General features: G+C 50.9%; 14 protein-coding genes. 8 read left to right on the forward strand and 6 right to left on the reverse strand.

The window, feature by feature from the left end; all coding sequences use genetic code 11:
- The first annotated feature begins 207 nt into the window (after positions 1–207).
- Both WOA58_RS03120 and WOA58_RS03125 read left to right on the forward strand, forming a co-directional pair.
- Positions 208–705 (forward strand): DUF7344 domain-containing protein, encoded by a 498-nt coding sequence (locus tag WOA58_RS03120; protein ID WP_340602700.1) that lies wholly within the window; start codon positions 208–210, stop codon positions 703–705.
- A 436-nt stretch (positions 706–1,141) separates the two neighbouring features.
- Positions 1,142–1,603: a DUF7344 domain-containing protein gene (locus tag WOA58_RS03125; protein WP_340602701.1), complete on the forward strand. Its 462-nt coding sequence runs from the start codon at positions 1,142–1,144 to the stop codon at positions 1,601–1,603.
- 129 nt (positions 1,604–1,732) lie between these two features.
- Here the strand turns inward: WOA58_RS03125 and WOA58_RS03130 are convergent, their stop codons facing one another.
- A complete protein-coding gene (locus tag WOA58_RS03130) occupies positions 1,733–1,897 on the reverse strand; it encodes a hypothetical protein (RefSeq protein ID WP_340602702.1) in 165 nt (54 codons plus the stop codon).
- An 804-nt stretch (positions 1,898–2,701) separates the two neighbouring features.
- Entirely contained in the window at positions 2,702–4,000 is a 1,299-nt protein-coding gene (locus tag WOA58_RS03135) for a hypothetical protein (RefSeq protein WP_340602703.1), read from the reverse strand.
- 136 nt (positions 4,001–4,136) lie between these two features.
- Between WOA58_RS03135 and WOA58_RS03140 the strand changes: the two genes are divergently transcribed.
- A complete protein-coding gene (locus WOA58_RS03140; protein ID WP_340602704.1) occupies positions 4,137–4,424 on the forward strand; it encodes a hypothetical protein in 288 nt (95 codons plus the stop codon).
- Between the two features lie 1,090 nt (positions 4,425–5,514).
- Positions 5,515–6,591 (forward strand): polysaccharide deacetylase family protein, encoded by a 1,077-nt coding sequence (locus tag WOA58_RS03145; protein WP_340602705.1) that lies wholly within the window; start codon positions 5,515–5,517, stop codon positions 6,589–6,591.
- Positions 6,592–6,862: 271 nt separating this feature from the next.
- Here WOA58_RS03145 and WOA58_RS03150 read toward each other — a convergent pair whose 3' ends face one another.
- Both WOA58_RS03150 and WOA58_RS03155 read right to left on the reverse strand, forming a co-directional pair.
- Complete coding sequence (locus WOA58_RS03150; RefSeq protein ID WP_340602706.1) at positions 6,863–7,603, reverse strand: lamin tail domain-containing protein; 741 nt, start codon at positions 7,601–7,603, stop codon at positions 6,863–6,865.
- Between the two features lie 303 nt (positions 7,604–7,906).
- The gene (locus tag WOA58_RS03155; protein WP_340602707.1) at positions 7,907–8,326 is read right to left on the reverse strand and encodes an SWIM zinc finger family protein; all 420 of its coding nucleotides are present in this window, start codon (positions 8,324–8,326) and stop codon (positions 7,907–7,909) included.
- A 195-nt stretch (positions 8,327–8,521) separates the two neighbouring features.
- Between WOA58_RS03155 and WOA58_RS03160 the strand changes: the two genes are divergently transcribed.
- The 4 genes from WOA58_RS03160 to WOA58_RS19055 all read left to right on the forward strand — a co-directional run bounded on the left by WOA58_RS03160 (position 8,522) and on the right by WOA58_RS19055 (position 15,096).
- Entirely contained in the window at positions 8,522–8,773 is a 252-nt protein-coding gene (locus WOA58_RS03160) for a hypothetical protein (RefSeq protein ID WP_340602708.1), read from the forward strand.
- Positions 8,774–12,136: 3,363 nt separating this feature from the next.
- The gene (locus tag WOA58_RS03165; RefSeq protein ID WP_340602709.1) at positions 12,137–12,571 is read left to right on the forward strand and encodes a hypothetical protein; all 435 of its coding nucleotides are present in this window, start codon (positions 12,137–12,139) and stop codon (positions 12,569–12,571) included.
- Between the two features lie 413 nt (positions 12,572–12,984).
- Entirely contained in the window at positions 12,985–14,649 is a 1,665-nt protein-coding gene (locus WOA58_RS03170) for a DNA primase family protein (RefSeq protein WP_340602710.1), read from the forward strand.
- A 234-nt stretch (positions 14,650–14,883) separates the two neighbouring features.
- Positions 14,884–15,096 (forward strand): hypothetical protein, encoded by a 213-nt coding sequence (locus WOA58_RS19055; RefSeq protein ID WP_390220314.1) that lies wholly within the window; start codon positions 14,884–14,886, stop codon positions 15,094–15,096.
- 614 nt (positions 15,097–15,710) lie between these two features.
- Here WOA58_RS19055 and WOA58_RS03175 read toward each other — a convergent pair.
- Positions 15,711–16,919 (reverse strand): carboxypeptidase-like regulatory domain-containing protein, encoded by a 1,209-nt coding sequence (locus WOA58_RS03175; RefSeq protein WP_340602711.1) that lies wholly within the window; start codon positions 16,917–16,919, stop codon positions 15,711–15,713.
- An 869-nt stretch (positions 16,920–17,788) separates the two neighbouring features.
- Positions 17,789–18,016, reverse strand: coding sequence for a hypothetical protein (locus tag WOA58_RS03180; RefSeq protein ID WP_340602712.1), 228 nt, complete (start codon positions 18,014–18,016; stop codon positions 17,789–17,791).
- Positions 18,017–18,066: the final 50 nt, after the last annotated feature.

The raw sequence follows: 18,066 nt of genomic DNA on the forward strand, positions 1-18,066 counted from the left end.
GTTTCGCCGGCCCCATCAGAACGATTAACGGAACCATACTCCCACCTCCGAACGGGCGCCCGGGGTCGCTCCTTGCAGAAATGCTAGCCCAGGTTAATGTTTCTGATCTTGTAGTTGAAAAAATACGTAACAATAATAACATCTCCATATGACGGTTCATCCGGGGATGATGGGGGACGTCGACTGGCCGTACGTACGAGGAGAAGCATGAGCGAGGGGGAATCGTCGCTAACGGAAGGGGAGATACACGACATCCTCAGAAACGATCGGCGGCGGGCGGTGATCGAGTTCCTGTTCGAGCACGACCGACGGGCGACGATCCGGGAACTGTCGGAACACATCGCCGCCCTCGAGAGCGGCGAGGAGCCGCCACCACGAAACATCCGCCAGAGTGTCTACGTTTCGCTCCATCAGACGCATCTCCCGAAACTGGAGGGGCTCGGCGTCGTCGACTACGATACCGACAGCAAGGACGTCGAACTCCGCGATCAGGCCGAGTTCGTCGCAGCATATATGGGCCAGACCGACGCGGGGACGTCCGACTCCATCACGATAGGCTATATCGGTCTCGGAACCTTCGGCCTCCTGCTCGCGGCGGTCGGGGCCGTCACGGGATCGATCCTCGGCATCGACACCGGTCTATGGGTGCTACCGGTGTTCGCGGCCGTCGTCGCGCTCGGCGGGTATCAGCTCCGGGGCGCCTGAGCCGACCGTTCGTTTACCACCCGTGCTTTCCACACGCGGGAAAGGTTACGCCGCACGAAGCGGCGCGAACATCACATGGCAAGCGTGCGACCGAGCATGGCACACGGGAGTCAACCGCACGCAGCAATCGATACTCAATGGATGGGTAAAATCCACTCCTAATATAATCAAATGTCTTCTTATATTCCATCTAAGAGAAAACGTAGGCGCTTTCAGTACACCCAGATCCGAACACGCCAACTCGGTATTCGTATACCCCCTCCTAGGAACCTCTAGCGGGATCAGGCTAGTATAATCAGGTCGATCGACCGATCGCACCGTAACTAGCGGTCTGAACCGTTTAGCCGGTCCATTATCCGCGTTTATCAGCCCGGAGAACGGGGTGAACAATATTCTGCTTTTATTATGTTTACTTGTGTATGACATGACAGGCATCATGAGTATCCAAACGCCAACCGCCGAAGACGGTGCCGGAGAGTCGGTCGAGGAAGAGCTGTCGATCCCGAAGGACGACCTCTTTCACCTCCTCCAGAACGCCCGCCGACGTGCCGTGCTGCGGTACTTCGCTACCCATCCCGACCAGGAGGAGTTCAACATGCGCACGGTCGCGGAGGCGATCGCCGCCTGGGAGAACGAGATCTCCGTCGAGCAGCTGTCCTCCGATCAGCGCCAGCGCGTGTACATCGCGCTGTACCAGTCCCACCTCCCCAAGCTGGACGACTACGGTGTCATCGACTACAACCAGTCCCGCGGGCTGATCGTTCCCACCCCGCTGACCGCCGTCTTCGCGCCGTACCTCGAGGAGGAGTTCGACGCCGCGCCGCACGACCAGCGCATCGCGATCGGCGACGACCAGTCGTCGCTCGGATCGGCCGTCCGCTCCCTGCTCAATCGCTGAGCGCTCGGCGGCTTCGAACGAACGCCTCGGCAGCCCCTCGTGGCTGCCGACCCGTGGCATGTCTCTTCCGTCGAGCAATCGTCCTGTGAGCACCGCGCTCGGCGGTCGTCGGTAGCCGGCGATGAACGACTATTCGTGACTACTGTGCATAGAGGCGTGATCGATCGATCGACCCTCGCTGTTCTGTGTGCGGGCTGTGCGGGAGTCGGCGACGACGGCGAGGTCGGCGCCGACCTGCGGGACGACGCCACCGACGGCACGGAAGACGTCGACATCGAGGCGTCCGACGAGCAACGACGCTTTTTGTCGGAAAACCACTCACGAGGCCGTTTCGCCCCGCCGCTCCGGGCGGTCGCTCCCCTGATGAGTGGACCGAAACGGTGTCGAAAATGCTCGGTCGGGGATTTGAACCCCGGTCATCGGCTCGAAAGGCCGAAATGATTGGCTCGGATACTTCGTGGAACAAAGTTCCACGTCATTCCACGCTATCGCGCGGAAACCAACCGAGCCCTCCGGCGGTTTTCCTCATTCCAGCTTCCTGCCACACTTTCCAGATTCAACGGATACCCACAAAATGATGGGGGTAATTCGTCCAAGGGTCCGATTCGATTCATCGGGAGAAAAAGAGTTTAGCTACTTTCAATTGCCTCCAAAGAATGTAAATGATGTCTACAAGGGTATGCAACTTCTTCAGCTGGTGATGGACCCCGAACTACAGTCCTCATGATGGGCTCTCCACATTGAGAACAAACATCGAAGCTGTTTCCCATGCTTTGTTCAAGGTTCTAGAAACGGTATATTATACCTTTCTATATAATTATTCTAATAAATTATTAGTAGAAGATATTGAAAAGCGTGATAATCGACTGTTGATTCACACAGGGCTACAATCGTAGCACGGTTCTGTTGATTGTTGGTTACAGGGGAACTTATTCACCATTGTCCCCACTTCACCCCATTCGTTGCAAAAGAGATTATCAATTCAGGGCAATTTATTTCCCTCAATTCCAATATGAGAGCTAACAAGGGGTCTGTGAGCCGCCTGAGTGATATCGCGAATCTTACGCCCAATTGAGCTTGTACTTCTGAGAAGGCTACTCAGAGCCTTGCAAGCGATGTGACGTGAAGTGTGTGAGTGGTGGGTTCTTCGGGTTCAAGTTCAATTACTCTTCCATCATCATCAGGTACTGAGAGTGAAACGGATTTGTCCTCGTATCCATCAGCAGAGACACCACCATCACAACTTGTGGGAGTAATCGTTTCAGGTTGTGCAACCCCATCGATGTTAGTCTCTCCCACGGTGTGAGCATCACCAGAAGTATACCACCAGTCACATACACCACTGATTTCAGCACCTTGGATTGGCTCTCCAGACTCAGCATCTACGACAGTCACTTCAATACGTTCGCCATCCGTGCTTTGTAAAGTGATTGTTGTATCCTCATCTACATGAACGGCGAATTCTTCATGTATGTCGTAGTGACCATCCGCTGACAACCCGTAGTACCCTTCTAATACGGTAAACTCAACAGCGCCATCGGATGCGGTACGCTCAGTAGTAGCGCCATCCGAGAACCGTTCGAGAGTTACTGGAACATCTTGTTGGGTCTCGACGGTCAATGTATGAGTCTCCTCATCTTCGGACATTTGAACAGTCATGTCCTCTCCGACCTCTACAACCATGTCTTCGTACCCATCTGCCGAAAGGGTGTACTCGCCCTCTATAACTGAGAACTCAACAACGCCATCAGTGGGCTCCCGAGTCGTACTGGCATCCTCCCAGTTGCGTTCAAGCGTTACTGGCTCATCAGATTCAACGGTGAGGGTGTAGACCTCTTCATCGTCGTCTTCCTCGCCTTCATCGCCTTCCTCACCCGACTCATCTTCATCATCTTCATCAGATTCATCAGACTCGTCATCGTTTTCGTCGGACTCATCCTCATCTTGTTCATCCGATTCATCACTGTCATCAGAACTATCGGACTCATCAGAACTGTCATCCGATTCATCGGTATCATCCGTATCGCTGGATGTATCCGACTCATCCGACTCATCCGAATCGGACTCATCAGACTCGTCACTGTCATCGGAGTCAGTCTCGGAAGTGTCTTCCTCCTCACTCTCATCTGGGGCCTCAGAGCCATCCTGAGAGCTATCGTCTTCATCGGATGTATCGGACTCATTTCTATCAGAATCGTCCTCAGCATCCGTTGTGCTGCTCTCATCGGACTCGCCGCCCTCATCTACAGTGTCAACGTCCTCTTGAGCTTCACCGTTTCCATCTGTCTCCTCCTCCGGCGGGTCGCTAGGGCCGTCATCTCCCCAGCCAGTACAACCGGCGCTCATTAGGATAACAGTTGAAAGAACAATCGCAGCAATGACTCGCTTTGAAACCATTGTCTATGGCCCCTTTGTACCGTCTCTCAATTGTTGTACCTCCTCCATCATGGTATGCTACCAGATGGCAGGCTACATTATATGAAGTTTGTGTGAGCTGGATGAAGAGCTACAATATGAATTTGAAGAATTGTAGATGAGGATTAGCATCTCCGCCGAGAACGTAGGCAAATCATTAAGCAGAGAGAAGAAGATAAATGAGTGTAAAGGGGCTGAAAATCGCTTCGCATCCAAATGCCCGTCTTCAGTAAGCCCTCATGCAATACGAAAGGGAGCCATCACCCATCATCGGAACAACGGATGGCCTGCCAAAGCTGTTAGTGACAGAGCTGATGTGAGCCAAGAGGTACTGGATAAGCACTACGATAAGGGCACGCAGTCAGAAAAGAGAGAACAGAGAAAAGAATTCATGAATAATCTCTAATTTACGTAGTCTCTGTCCTGCCACAAATACCACACACCCATTTGCTCCCCGCTCCCTTCCACTCTCCAGTTGCCTTCACTCTACACCCCCAACAATACTGAGTCTCTATATTGTTCATCGTCATGAGTAATGTCCTATACAACCCACATCAATAACAGTGTGCATATCTACTTCGTCGGCCGAAAGGCCGCAAATAGTAGCACAGACTGTTCTTCGTCTCGCTCTATTTCATCAATTTCAGACTCTGAGGGAAACGAAGAGAGGGCAAAGAGGGCTAATTTTTCGAATAGTTAAGTAAATTACAGCTTATATTAATACAGAAAGAATTAACATCTACCAATCTATCAATTAGATATGAATGGTAATTTCTCGGAACGACTTGCGGAGCACTTCAACAAGGTGCTAACTGACGAACAGTTAGATGAGTTTGAGCGACAGTATGGCGAACTCCAGACTACGGACGACCAATCACGACGGGACCGTTTCAAGAAGTTAGTAGAGGAGGGAAGTGAATAATCATAGAGAGGGCCTGTATACCTTCTACAGAGACGGTAATGGGATTGATTTATGATATCGGAGTCAGTTACCCTGTATGCCGAGGTCTATTTCCGATATAGGGAAACGGGTTCTCTACCTTAAGATGAGTCTCTTCGTTGGTAGAATAGCCGGCTTTCCTGATGACGTAGAGGAGGCACAAGCGGTCCTGGACTGAGAGTCCATGGGGTTGTTTATGGATAATCCCTTGTGCAACGCCCCTTGTCCCGGAAGCATAATGTTGAACAAGGAAGCAAGACCTGTCCTATCGTATGTTATTGTCGGCAAAGAGTTCTGATATACTCCTATCTGAAACAGGAATTGAAAGACAGGATGAGGGTAGACAACTTCTGATTACTACTCTGGTATACCTCCACATCTGCTTGCGATTCCCAATTCACCGTCAGAACTAACCGAATTACGTCCCAGGTGGTATCGCCGGACTGCTCCCTTTTGACCTCTTTTTCTTGCCATATATTTAGATTGTATCTCTTGATATCATTCCTCTCAGGTATTTCCACAAGGATTATATGATTCTTGTTAAAGATATGACTGTATGAGGGGGAAGCGACCAACGCGTCGTAGGGTACTGCAAAATATCTTCGGGATGGGGCTGTTCTCATGGCTCATCGCCAGGATAAAGCAATTATTCGGGTTACAGGGCGACAGCGGGCGTAAGAGTCCGAAGGAGGCGACGAATGAGAGCAAGCCACCACACGCCGACCAAGAGCAAGTTGAAGAGCCAGAGGAACAGGAGGAGGACCCAGAACCGACCGAACCAGAGAACGGAGCCATCGTCTTCGTCTATGACGATGGGGCGATGGAGGACTACACACAGGCATTGCCCGCTCACAAAGCATTCGATGCACCCGCGACGACCGGGATTGTGAGTAACTGGATTGGAACATCGGGTTACATGGATACCGAGGAGTTAGACGAGTTAGTTGACGCAGGCTGGGAGATTGCCAGCCATACTAAGAAACATCGTCCAATCGGGTCGTTCCCACTCACGGAAGACACCAACCACAGTGATATCATAGTGTCAGCGGAAGGCTATCGACACGGCCATCATGAGGGTGAGACGGTCGAAATCAGCAATGGTGAGACGAAGGTGCTTCGTGAAGTTGCAGGTCTTGCTGGTGAGCCTGGTGAGCGCCGCGTCAAACTCACTGAGCCGGTTGACGAGCATTTCCATGCTGGCGAAACCGAGATTCGCTATCCTGCTGATGTGATGCATGAGGCAGTGGACGACTCAAAGAAGGCGCTTGAAGAGATGGGCTATGACGTTTCGACTATTCTGGCCCCGTATGATGCGTATTCAGGCTACTCAAATCTCTTCGTGAAGGAACAGTACGACGGTGTAGCGAATGCCAACCACGGGTCACGCATCAACTATCCTGACGAGTACGACCCGTATGAGACCCAGCGAGACTACTTCATTGAGTTCACGAACAAGAAGTCGGTCAAGCATGACCTGGATAAGATTGCTGACGACGCGCTCCTCGGTGTGGTTGGGGCACACTCGTTCAAGGAAGAGGTAAATGAGGAGTCGATTCGGGAGATGCTTTCCTGGGTCGAAGACCGAGATATTGAGACAATGACGCTTCGGGAGGCAATCGAGACATACAATTGAGAGTGAGTGGAATCCTGTAATCTGTTACTGACTATACGCTATAGGAAATATGAACTCTAAAAAGCGGAGTTAGTGGCTATCTTGATAGCACTCGAAACACGGTAGGTCGTTCCCAGCAAGTCCATAGTAACTCTCTTGACGGTTTGGATATGTATCTGATGTAGTTCCCATCAGCCTCTTTAACCGACTGAGCGGCTTACTACTCCGTCTACCGGCCCCTGTATCATAGACCTTAAAAATAGAGACTGAATCGCGTTGTCGGTTGGATTCCTCAGTCGACCTTCGCGCAGTCGTCGTCGGAATCCTTGCTTGCGGGCACGCCATCATCGTCAGCATCCGTCGTCTCATCCTGGCTGCTCGCATCCTCATCCGTGGTTTCCTCGTCGCCTGCATCATCTGCTGGCTTGTCATCGGACTGGTCATCGTCGGACGAGTCGCCTTCCTCTTCCTCGTCACCCTCATCCACATCCGATTCGCTCTCATCTTCTTCCTCGTCGCTCTCATCGCCCTCATCCGAGTCCTCATCCGAATCAGACGCCCCGTCATCGTCGCTCGACCCACCAGTATCACCCGACGACGCAACCACGTCATCCTCAGGCGACAGCAGCGCCACGACATCAGGCTCCTCGTTGTTCAGCACCTCTCCATCATACGGGTCCTCAAGGGAGACATCGCCCGACTCCCCAGCACCCGTAGCGACAGTCACCGACTCCCCGGCTCCAATCGTCACCGTTCCCGCAAGCGTGCGGATTTGGTCAACGTTCGAATCCTCGCCCGCCTCAAAGTTCATCTGATAGCCCGACAGGTCCACCTCGCTGTCACCGTTGTTCGTGATGGTGACTAGCTCCGCCTCAGCATCCACTGAAAGCGATAGGTCCATCTCGGACTGGGCCATCCCGACGCCCGACGCCGAGACGCCAATGGCCGCTGCCGACACTGCAAGTCCGGCCTTGAGTACGTTCCGGCGCGTAGCATTACTCCCCTTCGACTGGTTTGAGTACTGTTGTGTCATGTAAGACACTATCTTCATTTATATCCACTCTAGTTAAAGATAATGTTAGTAATTATAAGACAGCTCTGAAAATTTATCGTATTGTAAGATTAGGAGTAAAGTATCGAAATTTAGTGATTCATAGGGACCCTGTGATTTAACACTAATCGCCAACTATCGTATCATTCAATCATAATAATATTCCCCGAGAAAATATTTGATCAACTAGTTGATTAGTGAACCCGTACTTACCTCGTGATGTGAGAATCATGCATTGATAGAGAAAAATCGGAGACTATCCTTGATGCAAGCTAAGAGACGGATTCAGTGGATATCTTGGTAGCACTCAAAACACGGTAAGTCATCCCCATCAGGGCCACAGCAGCCCGTCTGACCGTTCTGACAGGTCTCTATGTCCTTTCCCCCATCCGGCATGGGAGTAGGCTTCTGTCGGCTCTGAGCAGCCTTCAGAACGGGCTCACGGATAGCCACGGCGAGCATATGCTTGCATGGGCTCCTATCTCCGTACTCGAAGGCCGGACACTCACACGCACATGGCACCTCAGTTTCGATATTGACCAAGTACGAATGGTCTGACCCATCCTCATGGGACTCGTTTGTAACCAGGACTAATCCCGGCGCTTCAAGCTCGAAGCTGAAGGCTTCCCACTGAGCGCGTTTGACTGTCTTTTCGTCTGCCGATTCGACCAGTCCGCTTTTCTGGTTTGATTGCGAAGTTTGCATGGGGTCTCACCCTGAGAACCCCCGGTCCTGTGTGCCAGCACAGGGCCATTTCCTATGACCTTCGACCGGGATTCTCATTGACACCTACAACCGGGCTAATGATAAAGCTATTTGAGAGTACCTGATACGTCTCTTTGGAAGGAAAGACCCTGTTGTAAGGGTAATCATTATACTCGCTAAAGTAGTATGGAGACCATGGCAAACGTCGGCCGCAAACCCAGAGTCACGGATGATGAGCTGCTTGATGAGATATTCGAGCTAACCAAGTCCCATGACAATCCAGTAGTCACTACCCAGGAAGTCACTGATGGACTCCCTCTGAAGAAGGATAGCGTTTATGACCGGCTCAACAAGCTGCATGATGAAGAGAAAGTCTTGAAAAAGAAGGTCGGAGCCAAAGGGGTTGTTTGGTGGCTCTCACTGGAAGAGAAAGTCTCTCGGTCATAGCACGGCTTCCAATCTAAGGACTCTGATTGTTCCTCTCATCGGGATGACTGTCGCATAAGTCCCCCTTCTACTTGTTGGCTGATACTCTAATATGGGGTTACTTCCGGCTCGTATTGCGTCTCTGCGGTGTGCAACTATTCTGCAACAAGGGGGAGGAAGCCCCCTTGAGTATAACCCCAACATGGGGTCACTCCCTGAGTGGCTGAGTCAGCGATGGATGCGAAGGCGGACACATCGAAGCCAACCCTTCCAGGTCGGCACTTGTACTTGTCTCTCCTTACCAATAAAACCATAGACAACACTAACTCTTCATCGATACCTCGTAAGAAAAGGTTGTGTTATCAACTAATTCTAATACACATATCCACTCCATACTACCTAATGGACGCATAGTGCGTCTGTGGAGGGGGAAAGTGCCTCTGACACACCACGACAACCACTAACAGGGTATATGGAGGGGAATAATGCAATTCTTGCACAGATTGGGCCAGAAAGAGATTAAAACGGGCAAATCATTGCCCAATGTGGGAAGAATGTGACCAACAATAGCAAACGGTCTTGCGTCCGAGTCTGGCCGGGGTATTCGGGCAAGACTGGGATAATTATCAGTTTTACATAACGTTGCACGTGCAACGGTTCCATTCTCTGACAAAAAAGGCTGGCACTTGTCCCAATGGGAGTGGTGGTAATTGTCTTCGTTCAATCCCCCCTTTGTACACTGGTGTGCAACCCTCCGTGGGATTCAACACCGGGCACACAACATCTCTCCTTGAAGAATTCGAGCGATAAGCGTTTTTGAAAATCCTTTCAGGGGTATAAAAAGGTATAGCTCATGGCCATTCCTTTCAGATAATCAATGGGATTAAATGAAAACAGTCAGTAATTCAAGTGCCGCTCTTTGAGCGGTGTAATCCTTCCATCACGGGGTAAGCCCTTGTGGGCTTTCAATGGATGTGTGAACGATTTCATTCCTGATGAGTGGTTTCTCGTCTTTGTTGGCTCCGTCCCTTGTACGGCCAGCTACGGCTTCTAAAGGGAAAGTGATGGTAAGGGAGTGAGAGTTTTGGGTCATAACTCACTTGTCACATTCATTTACCGTTTCACGTGAAACACCCCTCATTCATGACAAGTCCTTTTGTGTCACATTCCATCAACGTTCAACGTTGAACGCTAATATTTTCTGATAATAATAGATTGAAGGCTGGAATACCTCTCACATCCTAATAACAGTTTCACGTGAAACTGTGAAGTTTTTCTGACAATACTGGGCTGAGAACCGCTTTACATATCATATTCCAGTAACGTTTCGCGCGAGACGATGAAGTATTCTGATACATTGGGATGGTAATTGCTTCCCAAAAGAATGCCCTTGAGTACAATTAGCCCATGTACAAAGCCCTCTCACCCTCAATAGTGCGGGAAGTGTTGTTTATGGACGTTAGAAGCCCTCTACTCCAATCGGGAATTTACCCTCTACTTAAAGGGAGTAGGGGATTCATGGATGAATCGTTTCAGATAACCGATGGCATTAAGGGTACCCCACCAATAAGGCAAATGCCGTTGCAAGACGGCTGTAGTCCCCATCGTGGCGGTGGTCCCCCCGTGGGACCATTAGGATGGTTATGAGTGTCTTCCATCGTTTCCTTTGCCATCCCGCTTGTACGGCCAGCTACGGCTTGTGAGAGGTAAGAGGTCATCTATCAGTTTCCATAAACGTTTCTATAGGAACGCTTCCACTCCATGACAAGTCCCAATGTGTCACATTCCGTTAACGTTCCGCGTGGAACGCTTCCCATTTCTGATAATTCTCATGGGTTTGGGCAATGTATCAATCTCCACCAACGTTCGACATCGAACGCTTAAAAATACTGATATTATGGTCCAACGACCCCATTGACAGGCTTTGCCCTCCCCATTAGTTACAACACCTTCCCTACAGTCACAAAAGAAGCCCTACCCCCCAAACAAAGAATACAGGCCATACAACCCAGTGAGAATGATGTGGGGAGATGACAGCTTTGTATATATTAAATTACTTATCTGAGTTGTCAATTCTTCCCGAGCCTTCTCCCGATTTCCCCCGTGCCAGTCTCCTGCTACACTAACCAGATTCGACGGACATGACCCAGAGCAGCCTTCAACCCCACAAGGGTACATCCGAAACCATGCCTAATTTCAGAGGCAGAGGGTTTCATTCACCGGTTTCCAATGGAGTGTTTCTGTCGACCTCCAATAACCGGCCAGACCCGAGGGGTCGACGGTGAACCTATGCCATGCACAGCATGGCGGTCTGGGGCTTACACTGCTTGCTCGGTTCCATTGCCCTCACGAGTAATGTTCAATACCCGATAAGCACCCCCGCATCCTATGAGACGTTGGGACGTGCCTTCGCCCGTCGGTTCATCTTTCGATTTCCGTGGTGCTTACTGAGACGGATGGCGAACGTTTCGGTGACGGAAGGTGCGCCGCGTGCATCCTGCCCCCGAATCGAATCCGGGGACTTTGCCGGCACATTGACCGGGATGCACTGTAGCCGCGTGTTGCCACGTTGCGTCATACACCACTTACCATCGTCCTCGAGCACTCGCCAGTGGCTCCATAGAAGGGAGACTACCACCCCTTACTGTATGAGTATGAAATGCGGTCAGCGTTTTGCGAATCCAAGAAAATCATAAAATGGTATCGGGTCAGTATTTCGGCCGATATAACCCTTTCATACGTCTATTTCAACGAAATCAGCGGTCCTAGTCGTAGGGTTGGTTGAGGTAAATCCTCGTAGTTCGGACTGTCAGACCAAGGATGGTTCATCTGAGTTTCTAATAATTCAATTCATTACATCATTAAGTGGGTCGAATCGAGAGAAAGTACACTGATGAGACCGTGACGAGATTACGAGTTGGATTCAATCGTCTGTCTGAGAATGAGGACGTCGAGCTGCTCCATCTCTAGCTCTGCTGTAGTCAACTCCAAGAATGGTGGTCAACTCGATTTCCTCCGTCCTGTAGCGTTGAAGAGCTATGGATAAGCGATTAAAGCCAAACCAACTGACTTCCTTCCAGTAATCATCGTAGTCTAACCGTTCCAGTAGCGGAACATATTGACCGACCAGTCCATCGTATATGGCTCATATACCACTCCAAGGCTAATTGGAGTACCACCCCCTACCAGGACTTGCAATGACGCAGCAGAAAACGACCGGCGAAGAAATCTCCCGCAGATTGACCCCCTCTGAGACAACCACGGTTACCATCGGCTACGAGGTACTCAATGAGATTCGTATCCGCGCTGCAGAGCTGTCAAGTGACGCTGGCCGACGAGACTCATCGAATGACTACCTCCGTCGAGAATCGCTCGAGGTCAACAATGAGCAGTAACAATGGGCGATTCAACACTGGTTTCGGCATCAATCAACTCGTCAATCAGGTCCGAGAAGACCCGAACCTCACGCCGGAGGAGAAGGAGTATACATTCACGGGCCTCAAGTCGGAGAATGAGGTACAGGTATACTCCGAAGTAGCTGGGCTGATGCGGCGACTACTCAACCACCCTGAGTTCGACCTTCAGGATGTACGAGACCCCAACGGGAATCGTCTCCAGCCGAATGAGTACAAGGGTGAGACGATAACCGGGGTCCGAGGTCGACTTCCCGTAGGTACGCTGAAGGTGAGAGAATCGAGCCGCTCGACATCTAACCCTGCTGCAATAATCACTTGGAAGAGTGGTCAAAACGAGACTTCGAACCCAGAAGACATCGAGGACCACGACGCAAGCGAGGAACTCGAAGCGGACGATGATTGAGCTACTCATTACCTCGACTGGTTAGTACCGTTAGCAGAGTGGTTAGCTGGAGAAATAACCGGACTGTGTGAGGGCAGAAATTCCTCCGGTCTGAAATAATGTTTCCCCGTTGGAATTTCCGTGGTTCGATTCCACGGCGGGGATTGCCCGAGAGGGCATTAATGTATGAGGCAGCTTAAAAGTCAACTTCCTGACTACAGACGGAAGAAGACAGTAATGGGCGGATGAATTATATTTGCCGAAATTATCGGGAGGTAACTGTCGAGGTGTTGGAAGCGAGGCAAATAGTCTCATTATTGAGCTCCTCATCGAACAGTATTTAAAATATGAGTATAACACATTTGGAGAGAAATAGACGAATTGAATCGACTACCGACCATCCTGGTCCTATCGCTACTCAGGATGAGGACACTTTGGACCAATCGATACAGTCGAATATCGAGGAGTGGGTAGACCCTGATGAGAACATTCTCTGGGTCTACGAGCTGCCAAATGCGAACTTGGAGGCCAGGAACGTCCAGAAAGCGTTTGAAGACCAACGGTATCCAGTAGAAGGAAAAGAATGGGGTGACTTCATCGACTGGCTATCTGGACTCCTATCCGATGAGTATGTCGATGGATTTCAAGCCTTCAGTGAAGAGACCAACGGCAATTGGGAGGTCCGAGTCGCTCGTCGGTCACCGTCAGAAGTATGGACCGATATCAAAGCAGCATATGACGATACAGACGTCATGAAGCGCGACGTTCGACAACAAGCTGTTGACCAACTTCGACGGGAGTTCCAGTGCCTCACCATGGCTGAGACCGAGGAGTTATACTATTACGACCGTGAGGCGGGCATCTACCGTTCTGATGGTGAACGTGTTGTGCGGGAGCAGCTCGAAGACCGCCTACGGGAACATGCAACTCGAAGAGAGGTCAACGAAATCCTACACAAGCTCAAAGCAGGTCGGTCGAGAACGGCTAACGAGTTCCGAGGCCCGAATGATATGGTCTGTGTTGAGAACGGTGTTATCGACGTCTCCAGTCCATCGAACCCGACTCTACGTACTCACAGTCCCGAAGATGAGTTTCGGTCTCGGTTGCCCGTTGAATTCGACCCTGATGCGGACTATCCGACCTGGAAGGACTGTCTCGACCAGTGGGTATCCGATGAGGATGACCGTCAGAAGCTCCAGGAATTCGTCGGTTATTGTCTCCATCACTGGGATCAACCCTTCCAGAAGGCATTACTCCTCGTTGGCCCGACTGGAAGTGGGAAATCCACGTTTCTGAACGTCGTGAATGAACTTCTCGGTCACGAGAATGTCGCCAATCAGTCCTTGCAGGCACTGGCGAACCAACGGTTTGCGAAGGCAGAGTTGTATGAGAAGTTCGCCAACATCTACAATGACTTGGATGCAGCGAGTGTCCAGAATCCAGGTGTGTTCAAGACGTTAACTGCCGGGGACTCCATCACTGTTGAACGAAAGAACAAGGACCCGTTCCGGTTCCAGCCGACTCAGAAGTTGCTCTTCGCGGCCAATCAAGTTCCAAGTGTAGACCATGATGACGATGCCTTCTATCGTCGGTGGCACATTGTCGAGTTCTCGGAGACGATTCCGTCGGCCGACCGAAATCCGAATCTCGAAGATGAACTGCTGGAGGAATTGCCTGGCATCCTTAACTGGACACTTGACGGATATGCCCAATTGATGAGGCAGGGACAGTTCACCGAGAATCGGGATATTGTATCCACTCGGTCGTTCTGGCGTTCGTATGGGACCTCGATAGAGCAGTTCCTTGAAGAGAAGGTCGATATTGTTCCCGAGGCTAAAACACCGGAGGATGATGTGTATGATGCCTACTGCGAGTTCTGTTACCATCAAGGACTTCCGTCCCGTCCGAAGCAGACGGTAACGAAGGAACTCAAATGGAGGGCAAACGTTGAACAGACTCGGCCGAACATCGACGGGGAACGAATTCGATGTTACTCTGGTATCGCACTCTCAGACGGTGATTCTCTAGTAACGGATAGTGAAGAGGACAATGACGAGAATTCTGGCTGGTTAGAAAATGTTGAGTCTGAATCCTTCTGACTGTCACTCCTCTTTCTCATTACTATCAGGCATGTCCAGGGTGTCCAGGGTAATTACAGATTGTAGCAAACAAATGAAGGTGAACTAGAAGAGGAAAGAGTCGGATTGACCCTGGACACCGTGGACGTGACTCTGATGTCCCAGTTCAGTTTCGTGAAAGGTATTCTATTAAGATTCTCTAATCGGATAGAGTGGAGCAAATAGCTTTTGACGAATCCATCCTAGTTTACTCTTGTGGGACAATTACGGGAAGGAGAGCGAATCCGAATCGACATTCCCGATGAAACTGACCCGGACCACCATTACCATGGAGAACATGGCACCGTAGTCGAGATTATCTCGGACGAGGCTGGTGACCCTCAGGATTCACGGCTTTATCGAGTTGAATTGGAGTCTGGTGAGGTCCTTGATTTCCGAGGGAGGGATTTACGGCCGCCTTTTGAGTAGAGGTCAGTCATCGGCTACGACTTCTTCGATAAACTCCATGGTTCGGAAACGTCAATGGGCTGGATGCTGTTGAGGCTCCAATCCGATTCATCCTTCTCCAGCAGGACCAGCTGGTCATCAAACGATAGCTCGTCTTGGCCAATGAGGTCACTATTTTGGGCTAAGAGCGTAGTGTTCCTTCACCTCTGCGGATGATGTAGCGTGATGCCCCCATAGCCATGGTAACAGAGGATAACTCCTGAAAAGACACATACAAGCCATTATATGGGTTGTGGGGTTGGGGCCTGCTCTATCTGTTAATATCCCTATCTGAGTTGTTGATTCCCCACGAGCCTGTATCTCACTATCTCATGGGGCATTAGAGGTGAGAGAATCGACCCAGTACATTCTCTTCCCGTAATGGAGCAACCGTATCCATAGCAGTTCCTCTATCCCTTCTGGTCGTTTTTTGATGCTGTTCCGTTGTACCTATATTACTATCAACTTACAGACACAGGCAGTACGGCCAACCCACGAAAAAAATTGTGAGCACTGGGCCTTACTAACCCTGGGATTTGCACCCATATCATCGTAGGCGCTATTCCTACTACAACCGCCGGAGTGATATTTCCGGCCTATGTATCACTCTCGGGCACTAGCTCAATCGTTCGTTCCGTATCCTCCGTGAGCGGTTCGTTGAACGTCTGAGATTCATAGCCATCAGCGCGAACGTCAATGGTATAATCGGACAGTGGCTCCATGGCGTTCATCACGGCCACGCCATCCGCGTCCGTCACGCCACCGATAAGCGCATCACCCGAGCCGGGACGGCCGCCCACGCCTGCAATATCTGCTTCCTCAATCGGCCCTCCTGTATCCGCATCGATAACCGTCAACGTAAGGTCATGGTCTGGCGGGTCAACGAACAGTTGCGGGTTCACCTCGACCTCACTGAAATCAGTGGCTATCTCAGCCATCATATCCGTGGTTTCCGGTACCCACAGATAGCCCTCAGCGTCTACGTTGATGGAATACTCCCCAACAGGCACAACGAACGTTGCCACGCCATCGGCGTCCGTGGTGTCCGTTTCCTCAATTTCTCTGGCCCACTCGGAAATGGTCACCTCAGCCCCCTCAATCGGCGCTCCGTCATCGCCGGAGTAACTACCGAACTCCGTAACCCGAACCGTCAGCGTGCTATCGCCTTCTGGCCGGGTGAGAACCATATTGAACGTGCGGTCCTCCCCGTCGACATTAAAGAACCCATCGCCCATGTTCACCCAGTTGGCCGACCCAATCTGGGGTAACGCTACGTAAGCGCCGTTTTCGAGGTCTATGCTTACCTCCCCGTTCTCGTCCGTTTCGAGGGTATCGACATACTCGATTGGCCCGGACTCTGCAACCCCACCACCGAACTCGTTCACCTCAATCTCAAACCCATCAAGCGGCTCGCCACCGCCTCTGAGTGTAAAGGTAACTGTGTGTGTGCTGGCGTCATCGCCATCACCATTGTCCGCTGGCGGCTCATCGGTTACGTCATCGTCATCGCCATCACCGTCACCATCGTCACCGTCACTATCGCCACCGTCCGCTGGTGGCGCATCCGGTTCCTCATCCGACCCATCGCCAGCACTGTCATCGCTGTCATCACTATCTCCATCGTCACCGTCACTCCCCGCTGGCGTCTCGTCCGGCTCATCGCTATCGCTGTCACTATCATCAGCGCCATCGTCCGGCTCTGTCACGCTCGGATGCTCCGGTCCTGCCGGCACCGGAACCGTCACTTCAGCCGGCTCATCCTCATCAGCGTCCACAGTGACACACGCAAAGCCGTGCATGTGCATGGGATAAGCTCCCGCACGCACGTAATGCGTCCCTTTGGTAAGATACGTTAGAACCGTCCCCGGCTTCCCCTCTGGGTCATCGTCTGTGGGGATAAGTCCCTCACCAACCGAAAGCCCATATGCGCCAACTGGCACCGGCTCATCCGTCTCACTATCCACAACGGTTACTCGAACCGGGTAATACATCGTGCCGTCAACACATCGGGAACCCTCCACCTCATCGCCATCGCTTGACCCCGCCGCTACCTGACTCGTTGAGAGTACACCCGCTCCCGCAACAATTCCCAGTGATTTAATTACAGTACGCCGAGATGCCTCATGGCCGTAATTGTCCTTGCCCATAGTTCGCTGAGAGATTCGTTTTACCCCCAGCACTCGTACAATCAGAGAAATCCGTGTTAAAGTTATTCAAACAATCGCTAACTGAGGCGGGTCATGCCGACCGTTGAGATAATCGATAACCGACCGATTTGACATCCCGAAATTCTGCTTGGGAACTGTCTGTATGATTGATGACTACTTCATCGTCTCTCTCGATAATCATTACCTCCTCGGTCAATTCTTCCGATCGTTTGTTCTTCTTGTTGAAAATCCCTAACATAGTTTGTCTCCCAGTAGGGTTTGACACAACCAGGGACAAAATGGTATGGTAGCTATCGCTCTTTCAGGGTTTCTATCTGACGAACCAACTCATCAAAACAACCTTCACACAAATCCACAGTTTGCTTCCTGAAGGGATTACAATGGGATGATGGAAAGAAAACCTCGGCATGGGCGAATCCCTCTTAGGAATCAATATAGCGGTCTCAAAATGGAAACCAGAGGTAATTCATTCCCAATATACGCGAAATAACCACGAATAGCTTCCCCTATGGCTCTCTCAATTCATGGTCAATAGGTAGCCGTCCATACCACTCTTGGTCAACTTGTTCAATGAGGTCTCTGGGATGGACTTCTTGTTGCTCTCTAATTTCCAGTATCATCTCTTCTGCTCGGATTTGTCTTGATGTCTGAGTACCATCAGGCGTGCCAGTCCATTCGGAGAGGACTTCAAGAACAATAATCCAATCTTGTGGGTGCCATTCGTTGGATGTCATGGACTCTGTTGGTCCCATTATCGGTTATAAACTTCGAGGATAGTGCTCTG

The sequence above is a fragment of the Halalkalicoccus tibetensis genome, from assembly GCF_037996645.1.
Classification (GTDB): domain Archaea; phylum Halobacteriota; class Halobacteria; order Halobacteriales; family Halalkalicoccaceae; genus Halalkalicoccus; species Halalkalicoccus tibetensis.

Coding starts and splice junctions, on each gene's coding strand:
- WOA58_RS03160 (WP_340602708.1), top strand. CDS start 8,522: ATGGCAAACGTCGGCCGCAAACCCAGAGTCACGGATGATGAGCTGCTT.
- WOA58_RS03140 (WP_340602704.1), top strand. CDS start 4,137: ATGAGGATTAGCATCTCCGCCGAGAACGTAGGCAAATCATTAAGCAGA.
- WOA58_RS03145 (WP_340602705.1), top strand. CDS start 5,515: ATGAGGGGGAAGCGACCAACGCGTCGTAGGGTACTGCAAAATATCTTC.
- WOA58_RS03125 (WP_340602701.1), top strand. CDS start 1,142: ATGAGTATCCAAACGCCAACCGCCGAAGACGGTGCCGGAGAGTCGGTC.
- WOA58_RS03150 (WP_340602706.1), bottom strand. CDS start 7,603: ATGACACAACAGTACTCAAACCAGTCGAAGGGGAGTAATGCTACGCGC.
- WOA58_RS03135 (WP_340602703.1), bottom strand. CDS start 4,000: ATGGTTTCAAAGCGAGTCATTGCTGCGATTGTTCTTTCAACTGTTATC.
- WOA58_RS03120 (WP_340602700.1), top strand. CDS start 208: ATGAGCGAGGGGGAATCGTCGCTAACGGAAGGGGAGATACACGACATC.
- WOA58_RS03180 (WP_340602712.1), bottom strand. CDS start 18,016: ATGACATCCAACGAATGGCACCCACAAGATTGGATTATTGTTCTTGAA.
- WOA58_RS03175 (WP_340602711.1), bottom strand. CDS start 16,919: ATGCACATGCACGGCTTTGCGTGTGTCACTGTGGACGCTGATGAGGAT.
- WOA58_RS03165 (WP_340602709.1), top strand. CDS start 12,137: ATGAGCAGTAACAATGGGCGATTCAACACTGGTTTCGGCATCAATCAA.
- WOA58_RS03155 (WP_340602707.1), bottom strand. CDS start 8,326: ATGCAAACTTCGCAATCAAACCAGAAAAGCGGACTGGTCGAATCGGCA.